The sequence below is a fragment of the Paenibacillus sp. FSL K6-2441 genome (assembly GCF_037964765.1).
In the GTDB taxonomy this organism is placed as follows: Bacteria; Bacillota; Bacilli; order Paenibacillales; family Paenibacillaceae; genus Fontibacillus; species Fontibacillus phoenicis.
Genome location: NZ_CP150174.1, coordinates 2,096,668 through 2,109,891, shown reverse-complemented (window position 1 = coordinate 2,109,891; position 13,224 = coordinate 2,096,668). Strand labels below are relative to the sequence as shown.

The window sequence follows — 13,224 nt, the reverse complement described above, 5'->3', positions numbered from 1 at the left end:
GAACTTATTACCCTTATTTCGCCCGTTCAGCCACAAAAGGGCGAAATAACGCCCTTTTATGGCCTTATCTGTGGCGAGGAAGGGTAAACTTCTCACCCCAGCTCCACGCTCTCCGCCGGGCTGAGGTGCTGGATGTTGTACAGCTGCGCGTACACGCCGTCCGGGATCGCCATCAGCTCGTCGTGCGTGCCGCGCTCGACGATTTCGCCGTTCTTCAGCACGATGATCTGGTCGGCGTGGGTGATCGTCGACAGCCGGTGCGCCACGATCAGCGTCGTGCGGGCGCGCGAGAGCTGCTGCAGCGACTGCTGGATCAGGTGCTCCGACTCCAGGTCAAGCGCGGATGTCGCCTCATCGAGCACGAGGATCGGCGGGTCTTTCAAGAAGACGCGGGCGATGGCAATCCGCTGCTTCTGCCCGCCGGACAGCTTGACGCCGCGCTCCCCGACCTCGGTGTCGTAGCCCTGCGGCAGCTGCATGATGAAATCATGCGCGTTCGCCGCGCGGGCCGCCTCGATCACCTCCGCCTCGGTGGCGTCCGGCCGGCCGAACAAAATGTTGTCGCGCACGCTGCCGCTAAAAAGGAAATTGTCCTGCAGCACCATGCCGATCCGGCTGCGCAGGCTTTCCATCGTCCACTCGCGGACGTCACGGCCGCCCACCGTCAGCGCCCCCCGCTGCACGTCGTAGAACCGGGGAATCAACCCAACGAGCGACGATTTCCCGCCTCCGCTCATGCCAACGAAGGCAACGGTTTGGCCGGGATTGACTTCGAGTGAGATGTTTTTGAGCACCCAATCGCCATCTTCCCGATACTTGAACCACACATCCCGGAACATCACGCCGTGGCTGCCCTGCGGCAATACCTTTGCATCCGGCGCATCGATCATATCGTACGGCTCCTCCATCAGCTCGAGCACCCGCTCCCACGAAGCCGAAGCCTGCGTTAACGTGGTCGAGGAGTTAATTAATCTCCTTAACGGTGCGTAAAGCCGATCGAGATATCCAAAAAAGGCCACAAACGTCCCCAGCGTCAAATCGCCGTGAATCACCTGATACCCGCCGTACCCGATCACCAGCAGCGGCGCGATATCGGTCAGCGTGTTGATCACGGCAAACGTCCAAGCGTTCCAGCGGCTGTGAGCCAACGCTTTTTGCAGAAACCGGCCGTTGGTCCCTTCAAATCGTTTGCGGTCATAACGTTCCAACGCAAAGCTTCGGATAACGGAAATGCCCTGAATCCGCTCATGCAAATAAGCCTGGATCCCGGCGAGTGCCGCCGAACGGTCTTTGGTCAGCTTCTTCAAGCGCTTGTACAGCACTTTCACCGCGATCGCGTACAGCGGGAAGATCGCAATCGCTACCAGCGTCAGCCAGGGGTTCAGATAAAACATAAATCCCAGCACGAACACCAGCGTAAACATGTCCAGCCAAACGTTCATCATGCCGACCTCGACGATGTTCTTGGTCTGCTCGGCGTCGTTAATAAAGCGGGAGATGATCTCCCCCACCTTCGTGTTTTGGTAGTACCGCAGCGAGAGCCGCTGCAAGTGCGCGTACAGCTTGTTGCGCAGATCAAACAAAATCCGTGCCGTGATCAACTGGGCAAAATATTGCCGCGCATATTCCACCGGACCACGCACGATCACAAACAGGAACAGCGTGGCCCCCAGCACGATCATCAGCTGCGAAACCTTCTGCTCCAGCTCCATCGCACCGCCCAGCAAAATATCGTCCACTACATATTTCTGCACCAGCGGCAGCAAGGAGGGAATGCCAAATTTCAGCATCCCGATAAACAAGGTAAGTATGATCCATTTCGTATAAGGCCTAACAAACGTCAAATAGGCTTTCCAATGTTTCAATTTGTTAGCACATCCTCTATTTGTTTCTTACCGTTCGGTGGCGGAGGTATCCAGCTTCCGGATCAGTCGCTCCGCGTATTCGTCCAACCGGCGGGCGAGAAGCTCCGGCGTTAACCCGTTCAGTCCCAAATCCGGCCAACCCTGGTACACTTCGGGCGGACCTGGCAGCATTTCGATCAGGCATAGCATATCCCAATAGGGATCGTTTACGTCGCACCCCTCCCGCCGCGCTTGAGCAAGATAGTTGTCCAAAAAAGCATCCGCCGCCTCCACCCCATACATCTGCACGAGATTCAATCGGCAGTGGCCGGTATCGATCCCGGTCGGCCCCATGCAGGCATTGGCCCAATCCACGACCCCGCTGATCGCCCCCTCCTGCCACAACACGTTAGCCGGATGGTAGTCGCGATGAATGAATTGCGGCACGTATGATGGTACAGGTCCTTGCACGCGATCAATAATTCTCCGCCACGCCTCAGGAACACGGGACCACTGGGGCACAGACAATCGGGACACCTCGTTATAGGTAAAATAGTTCCATCTGATCGGCTGAGCTTCTGCCGCATGGATCTCCACCAGCATCCGGGCAAGCCCGTCCAGCCATTCCGGCAGATCCGAAGGGTTCAACACGACCCGGCCAGGCAGCCGGGTCATCAGCACGGACGGCACGCCGCAAGCGCTGCCGTACGAATCGCAGGCGAGCGCACGCGGCGACGGCAGTCCCGCCGCATGGGCCGCCTGCAGCGCCGCCGTCTCGTGCAACGCGAGCTCCGGCTCTTCCTGCAGCCACTCCCTGTTGGTAAATTGCCTTAGCACCGCTTCGTGGCAGGTGTCTCCTTGGGTTATTTTTACCCCGTAAACCGCCGATGAAGTGCCGCCTTTCAAGGACAACGCCGAGACCACTTTGGCGCCTTGCCCGAACTGTTCCTCTACCCAGCGCAGCGTTCGCTGAGAGCGCCCGAAAGTTTCTTTCTCCATGTTTGCTGTCATTCGCCACTTCCCCCTTCCCGTAGATGAAAGCCGATTTTCGTGCGGCAAAGCTGAATTTATTAACTGGTTATGGTATACTCCTTAATAAATTGAGTTGTCGTAAGATACTTAAGGCAGCAATGAGTTACAGGCCGTTTTAGGAGGATGACCATGTCACGCCGATTTGTGATCGAAGCCGTGATGGTGGCGATATATGGTGAATTGCTGGTGCCGGGTGCGCCTGTGGAATATATTGTACCTTACAACACCGTCATGGAGCTTTATGAATTTCAAAACAGTCCCGAGCCGCTGATGAACGACCCCGTCGACGATATGCACGTGAAGCAGAAAATCAGCGAATTGATCGCTTACCTCGAAGAACCGCTGAACCGCAAGAAGCTGGAGCGGGCACTCACCATTCCTTGGGCTAAGAGTCCTTCGATCTTATTCGGTGATCATGTCACCTGGACCGTGGTGAACGCGGTGGACAACGAGCAATACGGGGAGTTCCTCGATCCGATCGAAACGGAGATCGTACTGACGGCCCATCGGGAGAACGTGCCAATCCTGACCGATCAGCTGGAGCTGATCCGGCGGATCATCGAAGCCGAGGTGCCGGTGCAGGTATACGATATCGGCGATTTTGAATTTGCGATGGAAGACAGCATTATTTGACGATTGACGGGCCCGCGCCCGTCCGTCTGATCCTTCAAAGGAAAAGGCCCGTGAATGGACGGGCCTTTTTGTTCTTGCGTTTATTGCCTTGGCTTAATTAGGTGCCGCAACCTCGTACTCATATTCAATGTCACCCAACTGCGGATCATAGGTCACGTTGAGGTGATATCCATCCAGATACCACAAATCCTGGTCTTCCATGTAGAACGTAATGCCCTCGACTTCGGATTTGATCCCCGGGGATACGGGTTGATCAACGTCGATCCCCAGCGAGAAGCCCGGATGCAGCTTGCCTCCCGCGCTATAGCGCGCAAAGAAGCGTACTGCCTGACCTTCCTGAAGTCCCAGTTCCTTCTTAAACCACGCTGCGGCTTCGCTGCTCACATGAATCATGATCGTTTCTCCCTCCTCTTTCTATTCAACCTTCTTGGTGCTCCAAGTGAAACTGAACAACGTTCCGTACCACACCATCTTCCCTTTTATTGTAGTCGATACCGGGCCAAAAGCCAAACCTTTGTTCGAGCCGTTAGGAGGCATTGGATAGTTACTGAAAAAAATTAATGTTTGACATCTTCTTTGGCACGATGCTAAAATCGGGAACATACGAGATCGCATTTCAAATAATTACCATTCAAGAAAGGGTGAAGCACGGTGTTTAAAGTTAATCTTATGTCAGTGTATCTTCATGCGCATCCCAACACACAACTAAATACCGGAGCAACCCCTGCAGGATTGGTTCATCTCATGCGATAACCGCCCCTTTGGCTTATTTTCCAGTTATTGGGTAAACGTGATATCATACACGCGGAGGTTGCTTATCATAAGTAACGGACGCGACATATGTTATGGTTTTAAGGCATATCGTTTTCGGACGATATGCCTTTTTGCGGTTTTTGGCAGGTTTCGGACACTTGTAGAGGTTCTCCGGCAAGTTAGGCAATCGGGAATTCAAAGGAGGAAACCCCACTATGTTTTCGGTTTTAAAAAATTTAGGTTGGTTTTTCAAACGGGAAAAAAGGCGGTACATCATCGGCTTGTTCCTGCTCATCTTTGTGGGCATCGTAGAACTAGCACCGCCGCGGCTGCTCGGCAGCGCCATCGATGAAATCGTGGCCGGCACGGTCACTTGGGCATCGTTAACCCAATATATTTTGCTCATTATCGGCGTACTGATCTTCATCTATCTCATTACGTACATATGGATGCATTCCCTGTTCGGAGGCTCGAACCTCGTGGAGCGGCTGCTCCGCACCCGGTTCATGAGCCATCTGCTGCGGATGACGCCGCCGTTCTTCGAGCGGAGCCGCACCGGCGACCTGATGGCCCGGGCGACCAACGATTTGCGGTCGGTGGCGACAACCGCTGGTTTCGGGATGCTGACGCTGACCGACTCGACGGCGTACCTCACGGTCATTTTCCTGGCCATGAGCACGCTGATCAGCTGGAAGCTGACGTTGGCGGCGATCATCCCGCTCCCTTTTATCGCCTTGGCGATGAAGATTTATGGAAAAATCATCCATGAGCGCTACACCTTGGCCCAGGATGCCTTCGGGGACATGAACGACCAGGTGCTGGAGTCGGTCGCCGGGATCCGTGTCATTCGCGCCTATGTACAAGAGCGTAATGATGAGAAGCGTTTCGCGGAGATCACGGATGACGTTTACAAGAAAAATTTGGCGGTGGCCAAAGTTGACGCTTATTTTGAACCAACGATCCGCTTATGTGTTGGACTCAGCTATGCCATTGGACTCACGTACGGCATTTATCTCGTCTTTCAAAATGAACTGACGCTGGGCGATCTCGTAACCTTTAACATGTACCTGGGGATGATGATTTGGCCGATGTTTGCGATCGGCGAGCTGATTAACATCATGCAGCGCGGCGGCGCTTCGCTGGACCGCGTCAACGAAACGTTAAACGAAAAGCCGGACGTCGAGGACCTTCCGAACCCGATTTCGGTAGAAAAACCGGAAACAATCGAGTTCAAAGATGTGACCTTCCGTTATCCGACTTCAACGATCAATAATCTTGAGCATATTAACTTAACGATTAAACGCGGCGAGACGCTGGGCATCGTCGGCCGTACCGGCAGCGGGAAATCCACCCTGCTGAAGCAACTGCTGCATGAATATCCGGTGGGCAGCGGCGAGCTGACCATCTCCGGCGTGCCGATTCAGCAGATTGCCTTGAAACGGCTGCACAGCTGGATCGGCTATGTGCCGCAGGAGCAAATTCTGTTCTCCAAGACGGTACGTCAAAATATCCAATTCGGCTGCCCAGGCGCGTCCGACGAGAAAATTCTTGAGGCGATCCGCACCGCAGCCTTCGACCAGGATCTCGGCACCTTGTCCGACGGCTTGGATACACTGGTCGGCGAGAAAGGTGTCGCCCTTTCCGGCGGCCAGAAGCAGCGGGTCTCCCTGGCGCGGGCGTTTATCGCCGATCCGGAGCTGTTGATTCTCGACGACGCCCTGTCCGCCGTTGATGCCCGGACCGAAGCGCGGATCATCGAGAACATCCGCCGTAAGCGCGCCGGCAAAACGACGCTGATCTCCACGCACCGCCTGTCCGCCATCGAACACGCGGATTGGATCGTCGTGCTGGAGAAAGGCAAAATCATTGAAGAAGGTACCCATGACATGCTGCTGCAGTTAGGCGGCTGGTACCGCGAACAATACGAACGTCAACAGGTCGAATCGAACCTGACTGACGGGGAGGTGTCTTAAGCGATGCACACTCATACGGGAAAAGCACTTTTCAAATACGCCTTAACGGCGAAAAAGACGTTTATCCTCGCGCTCGTCATGCTGGCGATTGGGGTCGCGGCCGAACTGGCCGGCCCGTTTATCGCCCGCACGATGATCGACGATCATATGCTGGCGATCGAACAGCCGTTTTACGAAACCACGGTCAAAGACAAATATACCGCCACGTATGACGGCCGCAACTTCAAACGCGGCGACCGCTTTGCGGAAGGCGAAGCCAAAGGCGCCGAGGTCCGCGTGCTGCAGGTCGGCAAAAGCTTCATCTTCGTGGAAGCGGCCATCCCGGACGTCTCCGGCGACCGCAGTTTTAAAGACGGCATACTGACCCTTACCGGGAACGACGGCGCAATTAGCGAATATCCGGCGCAACAACTTAGCGCATCTGGCCTGTTTGCTTTTTACAAGCCGGAGGTTCCTGGCATTCTGTCGCTTATCGTCTGGTATTTCGTCTTCCTGGCCATTTCCATTGTGATGGAATTTGGCAAAACTTACTGGCTGCAATCCTCGGCCAACCAGGTTATCCGCAAGCTGCGCATGGACGTCTACGCCCATATTCAGCGGCTGCCGGTGCATTTTTTCGATAATCTGCCTGCCGGGAAAGTCGTCTCCCACGTCACCAACGACACGGAGGCGGTAAAGGAGTTGTTTATCGCTGTGTTGGCGAACTTCTTCTCCGGAGTCATCAACATGCTGGGCGTGTACATCGCTTTGTTTATCCTGGACGTGAGACTTGGACTGATCTGCTTATTCGTCGTCCCGATCATTTACTTATGGGTCGTTCTTTACCGCAAATTCGCGACGAAATATAACACGATTATCCGCTCGCGGTTAAGTGAAATTAACGCCATCATTAACGAATCGATTCAAGGAATGTCCATCATCCGGATTTTCCGCCGCGAGGAGCAAACCAAGGAAGAGTTCGAGAACCTGAACAGCGATTACATGAAGCACCAGAACAAGATGCTGAACCTGAACGCGTTCACTTCGCATAACCTGGTGAATGTCCTCCGTAACTTGGCATTTGCGACCGTGCTTTGGTATTTCGGTTCGGTGCAGCTTGGGGGTTCCAGCGTCATTTCACTTGGCGTACTGTACGCTTTCGTTGACGTGCTTGGACGGTTGTTCCAACCGATCACCGGGATGGTCAACCAGCTGGCCGCACTGGATTCCTCGATGGTCTCCGCCGGCCGGGTGTTCGCGCTGATGGACGAACCGGGTGAGCCTGTCGTGGACGGCTCGATGCCGCGCTACAAAGGCAATGTGGAGTTTAAGGACGTCTCGTTCGCCTACAAGAAGGACTATGTATTGAAAAATATTTCCTTTGAGGCGAAGCAAGGCCAGACGGTTGCGTTGGTCGGACACACAGGCTCCGGCAAAAGCTCGATCATCAACCTGCTGTTCCGGTTCTACGATCCGCAGAAAGGAACGATCACGATCGACGGTAAGCCGGTAACGGAGCTGCCGAAGCAGTGGATCCGCCAGCATATGGGGATCGTCCTCCAGGATCCGTACCTGTTCACCGGGACGATTCTGTCGAATGTCACGCTGGGGGACGAACGCATCTCCCGCGAGAAGGCGGAGAAAGCGCTGATCGACGTTGGCGCGGACCGGATTTTGGCCCACTTGCCGAAAGGTCTAGACGAACCGGTCGTGGAAAAAGGCAGCACGCTGTCCGCCGGCGAACGTCAGTTGATCTCCTTCGCGCGGGCGCTCGCCTTCGACCCGGCGATCCTCATTCTCGATGAGGCGACCGCCAACATCGATACGGAAACCGAAGCGTTGATTCAATCCGCGCTGGAGGTACTGAAACGCGGCCGGACGACATTCATCATTGCGCACCGGCTGTCGACGATCCGCAGCGCCGATCAGATCCTCGTTCTGCACCGAGGTGAAATCGTCGAACGCGGTACGCACGAAGAGCTGCTCGCCCTGGGCGGACGGTACTATCAGATGTACCGGCTGCAGTCGGGAGCTGCTGAGGCACCAGCCGTACCCGGCGCCGGTCCAGCGATCTCGCCGGTGGCGAATCCGAGTTAATAAAAACAACCGTTCCTGATGATTAGGAACGGTTGTTTCCTTTTGCCGTTATTCGGACAAACGCTTGATTTCCACCTGATACTCGCTGGAGACGTACGTTTCCGCTTTCGTATCGGTGATAACTTGGATGTAATCTTTATCGGGCTCAGGGGATAGCAACTCATAATACACGGTAGCCGTTTTCCCTGTGAACTCGACTTTGGCGACGCGTATGCCGTAGCCCGGATTCGGCTGCTGGGCCCGGGTCAGGACCACTTTATTGATTTGCTCATTTACTTTCTCGACTTCAAAGCTCACCTGATCCTGCACGTCTTGCTCCGCTTCCTTATATTTGTTTACGAAATCAGCAGCATTGTGAACGAGCCGGGCTGCTTCAATCCGCGTAATCGCCTGTTTCGGGTGAAATTCCCCCTGCTCATCCAGACTAGCGATCTTCATCAGCAGCAAGGTCTGAATGCTGTTCGCATAATCCGGATTCATTTGGTCGGCATCGGCGACCTCAATATACATTTTAATGGTCGGGTAATTTCCCGTGACGTTAATGGCCTGCATCAGAAGATCGGCGAAGGCTTCCCGGCTCAGCTCGGCATTAGGCGCAAAATCCTTCGGCAACTTAATGCCGTTATCCTCTGCAATCCGCAGCGAGGATGCGTACCATTCAGTATGACCCGAAGGTTGCAGTGAGCCGCCGGCTTTCGGCTTGAGCTCCAACGCCTTCACGATCATATGAATACCTTGCGCACCGGTCAGCTTGCCGAGCGGAACGAAATGGTCTTTCGTGATCCCTTGAATGATCCCTTTCTGTTGCAAAGCTTCCGTTATCTTCGCGTCCTGTCCTTGAACATCGCTGAAGGCGGACACAGAGGAGGCCAGAAGCAGCGAACTGGTCATCATAAGGCTGGCAGCCAGTTTTATCTTGCGGTGGTTATTCAGTTTGGATTTTAGTTTTGTTTTATTCATGTCTTTATCACCTCTGCCCCTCCTAGACGGCCTGTCCACCAAAAAGGTTGCACCCTTTCCCCTTTTACGTCCGACAAGGGATCCACGCTTACCCGGGTTGCTCCTTCTGCCGTTCTTCCGCCCAGCGAAGCCAGCCATTCGCTTCCAGGATCTCAATAAATTTGCGAAGCCTTGGCAGGAGCGGCTCTGCGGCTTCCCCGAACCTCGTCTTGACCGTTTCGGCGATCTCACCTACCGTATGGGTGCCGTCGCAGCGGGATACGACCTCGCTCCCAAGCTCATCGAGGTGCACATGAATGACCGGCGGTTGTTTCAGATAACGAACCGATTGACGCTCTAGCCAACTGCGGCGCGGCAGCAACAGTTCGGTCCGTCCATCCTCCCCTGTCGCCACCTTCAGATGCGGCTGCAAGCAAGGGATCATCTCCAACAGGTTAAGTTCGGGCGCTTTCAGGTGACGTTGTTTTTGGTGCGGTCGATCGTCGTCTTCTCGTTGAATGCGGAGCGCTGCATCAGGCCGTTCAGCGTGGAGCGCAAGGAGCTGTACAGCATCGGCAACGTTTTTACGAGCGTAATCAAGCCGCCGGCGGCTACCGCCCCTGCGCCGATATAGCGAATGTAATCGCCCCAAATCCCCCAGGCATCAAGTTCGGCGATTGGGGTCAGCGAAGGCGCTACCGCCCCCGCCGAGTTGGCGCCAAAAAAGCCGATCATCGGGATCAGCACCAGCCAGGCCAGAATCCCGCCGGCCAGCATTTGCCCGGCGATCCGGGGTCCGATAATATAGCCAACGCCCAGCAGGGCTGGATACGTATCCATCCCGATGACGGCGTTTCTGAAGCGAAAGATTGTTGTTTCAATCTCCGTCTTAAATAACATGAAGCCATCGCCTAACGCTTTGACCAGGCCGCCAACGCCAAAGCCAAGCGAGACCATGCGGGCGCTCCGGCCGCCGGTCTCCCCGGAGACCAGCACCTCGGCACAGGCCGTCCCTTCCGGATAAGGCAGCGTTTCATGTTCATTCACGATCAACAGCCGTCTTAGCGGAACCATCATGGCTACGCCCAGGAACCCGCCGATCAGCACGACAAAGCTGATCATTTGCTGGCCGGGATTCAAATCCCACATATACAGCGCCGGGAGGGTAAAGATGGCGCCAGCCGCCACCGCTTCACCGGCGGTTGTCATCGTCTGCACGATGTTGTTTTCCAGGATCGATTTGCGCCGGAATAGCCCTCGCAGCACCGCCAAGGATATCACCGCCGCCGGAATGGAGGCGCTGACGGTCAGACCGATTTTCAGCCCTAGATAGGCGTTCGCCGCGGCAAACACAACGGCCAAAATGATCCCGAAAACGACGGCAAGGAGCGCTTAGCTGACACATAAGGAACGAACTTCGTGGAGTTTTTCGATTTTCCATTCATGTGATTCTCTCCCTCTTCAAGAAAAAAGCAGTTTTAGGTTACCCCGGGGAGATTTAATTTAATCGACGCCAAAAAGAAGAGAACCGCGATGGACTCGCGGTTCTCTTGGTCAATTTGGCTTAACGTTCGTTACTATTATCCGATACGTTGCGCTCCAGGGCGTGCAGCCGCTGTGCTAAACCCTGCTTGTCGAAGTGCTCTCCGATAAACACGGCAACGTCAGGCACGTCCCCTTGCGGTGTGATTTTCAGGTAATCGGCTTCCCTATACGCATATTGGAACAGGAACCGGCTGGCTGTATCGGTAAATCGCAAAACCCCTTTGCCGCGGTAGACTTCCCGGGGCAGCTCGGCAATAAATCGCTCAAAGTCCTCGCTGTCCACCGGCCCGTCGAAATAGTGCGTATAGACAGTAACATGCTCATGCGACGCGTGAGGATGTCCATGGTGATGATCATGACTATGCGCCGCATGATGATCATGGTGATGCTCGTGGTTGTGACCCTCATGATCGTGGGTGTGATCATGAGCTTGGTGTTGCGCCCATAATGACGGCAAATCAACTTCACATTTCACTGCCGGAATGATTCGAGCGTAAGGGTTCATGCGGCGAAGAAACGCCGTCATTTCCTGCTGGCGATCAGGCTCAAGCAAGTCCATTTTATTTAAGATCAATACGGACCCGCAGCGGATCTGCTCCACCATAAGCCGGTAGGACTTCCCCTGCTGGGATGCGTACAGCTCGGCCAGATGGGCTGCATCCACCACGGTCACCATCGGCTTGATGTCCAGTTTGAGATAAAGCGACACTTCGGTCACCGCATCAAAGATTTCCATCGGATTGCCCGCGCCTGTCGCCTCAATAACGATCAGGTCCGGCTTCTCCCCTTCGATCAGCTCCGCCATCTGCACGCTCAAGTCGCCGCGAATCGTGCAGCAAATACAGCCGCCCAGCATCTCCGCCATCGGCACTTCGCTGGAAACGAGCAATCCATCGAGATTGACGTCTCCGATTTCGTTCATGATCACGGCCGGACGAAGCCCCTGCTCCTGCCAGTGACGGATCAGCCGCTGGAGCAGCGTCGTTTTACCGCTTCCTAAAAATCCGGACAATATAAAAACGGGTGTCACCCTGCTTCCCACCTCAACAACCTCCTGCAATCGGGATAAAGGATAAAGCCATTCGAATGCGAGTGTACACCAACCATCCCGGACATGCAACCACATTTCCTGTTCCGCCTCAGATCTGCTCCTGGACAAGCTCAAGCCCGTCAAACATGGTACAATGGAATTAACCTCCAAGGAAAGGAAGCGAACACGATGAGATCCGTCGATGAACACCGGATGGAAGCGCCGGATGAAGTATCTTGTTTCGTCATTACTGTCTCCGATACACGGACCGAAGAAAACGATACCAGCGGCCGGTTGATCCAAGAGCTGCTTCGGCAGCACGGGTATCACGTTGCCCGCTATATGATCGTTAAGGACGATTATAACGGCATCCGCCAGCTGCTGCGGGAAGCGGCTTCGGACAATACGATCGAAGCGGTTCTGCTAAGCGGCGGCACTGGCATTGCGCCGCGGGATACGACGTTTGAGGCGGTGCGCAGCCTTCTGAACAAAGAGATGCCGGGGTTTGGGGAAATTTTCCGTTACCTCAGCTTTACGGAAGATATCGGCTCGGCCGCCATCCTCAGCCGCGCGATCGCCGGAACGATCGGCAATACGGCGGTTTTCTCCATGCCCGGTTCGCAGGGCGCAGTCAAGCTGGCGATGGAACGGATTATCCTTCCAGAGCTGCGTCACGTCATGCGAGAAATCTATAAGAAGTAAAAATCGGATAGGAGGCTACCCATTAATTGAGTAGCCTGTAGCGGACTTTCACCGCCTAGTTATCGCCCATGCCGGGCGCACATGCAAAAAACCAACCGTTCTCCTTCCTTAAACGAAGGCAGCGGTTGGTTTTGTATTGGGAAACGCTTTGCCATTTACTTCGATGTATTATTCATTTGGTTCAGCAGTTTACCAAATACCGCCTGCATCTCTTCCCGGTATTGACTGTCCTTCTGCGCGCTGGACGAATAAACCAAGGCGGCGTTGCCCTTCACCGAGATGACGGCAGCCTGACTGGAAGCCGACTGCGCTGAGATCGCCTGCTTGCCGTCCCCGGTTCCATAAATCTCGGAAATTTCGCGAATCCGTTCTTGCTCGCTGGGAAATACATGTACGATAATAAAATGCCGCGCATCCCCGTTAATAAAATAACTGTAGCTAATATTCCCGTCCAGCCCTTCGGCATAGGTTTCATGGGTCAGTTTAATCCCGCGCTTCTCGCATTCCGCTTTCAAAGATTGCAACAGCGCCGTATTAAGCGTCTTCCCTGTCGTTAATTGGCGTTCGTTTCCTTGCCGATAGCTTTGCATGCTATACTTGCTCATTTCTTCCTTGGCGACCCGTTGCACATTACCGCACCCTACGGTTAAAGAGAGCGCCAAGGCCATTCCCAATCCTGCCTTCCACCATCTCATTG

The 13,224-nt window shown here is 54.6% G+C and carries 12 protein-coding genes; 4 read left to right on the top strand and 8 right to left on the bottom strand.

The window, feature by feature from the left end; all coding sequences use genetic code 11:
- Positions 1 to 92: 92 nt before the first annotated feature.
- On the bottom strand, positions 93 to 1,865 hold the full coding sequence (locus NSQ80_RS09510) for an ABC transporter ATP-binding protein (protein ID WP_260070603.1): 1,773 nt from the start codon (positions 1,863 to 1,865) through the stop codon (positions 93 to 95).
- Between the two features lie 27 nt (positions 1,866 to 1,892).
- Complete coding sequence (locus NSQ80_RS09505) at positions 1,893 to 2,855, bottom strand: aminoglycoside phosphotransferase family protein (RefSeq protein ID WP_339302097.1); 963 nt, start codon at positions 2,853 to 2,855, stop codon at positions 1,893 to 1,895.
- A 150-nt stretch (positions 2,856 to 3,005) separates the two neighbouring features.
- Here NSQ80_RS09505 and NSQ80_RS09500 point away from each other — a divergent pair, with 150 nt between their 5' ends.
- Entirely contained in the window at positions 3,006 to 3,509 is a 504-nt protein-coding gene (locus tag NSQ80_RS09500) for a hypothetical protein (protein WP_036643774.1), read from the top strand.
- A 93-nt stretch (positions 3,510 to 3,602) separates the two neighbouring features.
- On the opposite strand, the gene NSQ80_RS09495 is transcribed toward NSQ80_RS09500, so the two are convergent.
- Positions 3,603 to 3,905, bottom strand: coding sequence for a HesB/YadR/YfhF family protein (locus tag NSQ80_RS09495; RefSeq protein WP_036643771.1), 303 nt, complete (start codon positions 3,903 to 3,905; stop codon positions 3,603 to 3,605).
- A gap of 572 nt (positions 3,906 to 4,477) precedes the next feature.
- On the opposite strand from NSQ80_RS09495, the gene NSQ80_RS09490 reads away from it, so the two are divergent.
- Positions 4,478 to 6,235, top strand: coding sequence for an ABC transporter transmembrane domain-containing protein (locus tag NSQ80_RS09490; RefSeq protein ID WP_009223113.1), 1,758 nt, complete (start codon positions 4,478 to 4,480; stop codon positions 6,233 to 6,235).
- A gap of 3 nt (positions 6,236 to 6,238) precedes the next feature.
- Complete coding sequence (locus NSQ80_RS09485) at positions 6,239 to 8,311, top strand: ABC transporter ATP-binding protein (RefSeq protein ID WP_339302096.1); 2,073 nt, start codon at positions 6,239 to 6,241, stop codon at positions 8,309 to 8,311.
- 48 nt (positions 8,312 to 8,359) lie between these two features.
- On the opposite strand, the gene NSQ80_RS09480 is transcribed toward NSQ80_RS09485, so the two are convergent.
- The 4 genes from NSQ80_RS09480 to NSQ80_RS09465 form a co-directional block, all read right to left on the bottom strand.
- Entirely contained in the window at positions 8,360 to 9,271 is a 912-nt protein-coding gene (locus NSQ80_RS09480) for an S-layer homology domain-containing protein (RefSeq protein ID WP_323076478.1), read from the bottom strand.
- Between the two features lie 88 nt (positions 9,272 to 9,359).
- Positions 9,360 to 9,683, bottom strand: coding sequence for a PqqD family protein (locus NSQ80_RS09475; protein ID WP_232282198.1), 324 nt, complete (start codon positions 9,681 to 9,683; stop codon positions 9,360 to 9,362).
- Between the two features lie 38 nt (positions 9,684 to 9,721).
- Positions 9,722 to 10,603, bottom strand: coding sequence for an oligopeptide transporter, OPT family (locus NSQ80_RS09470; protein ID WP_339302167.1), 882 nt, complete (start codon positions 10,601 to 10,603; stop codon positions 9,722 to 9,724).
- 211 nt (positions 10,604 to 10,814) lie between these two features.
- A complete protein-coding gene (locus tag NSQ80_RS09465; protein WP_339302095.1) occupies positions 10,815 to 11,825 on the bottom strand; it encodes a GTP-binding protein in 1,011 nt (336 codons plus the stop codon).
- 189 nt (positions 11,826 to 12,014) lie between these two features.
- On the opposite strand from NSQ80_RS09465, the gene NSQ80_RS09460 reads away from it, so the two are divergent.
- Positions 12,015 to 12,527: a MogA/MoaB family molybdenum cofactor biosynthesis protein gene (locus NSQ80_RS09460; protein WP_009223107.1), complete on the top strand. Its 513-nt coding sequence runs from the start codon at positions 12,015 to 12,017 to the stop codon at positions 12,525 to 12,527.
- Positions 12,528 to 12,682: 155 nt separating this feature from the next.
- Here the strand turns inward: NSQ80_RS09460 and NSQ80_RS09455 are convergent, their stop codons facing one another.
- A complete protein-coding gene (locus NSQ80_RS09455; protein ID WP_339302094.1) occupies positions 12,683 to 13,222 on the bottom strand; it encodes a hypothetical protein in 540 nt (179 codons plus the stop codon).
- Between the last annotated feature and the right edge of the window lie 2 nt (positions 13,223 to 13,224).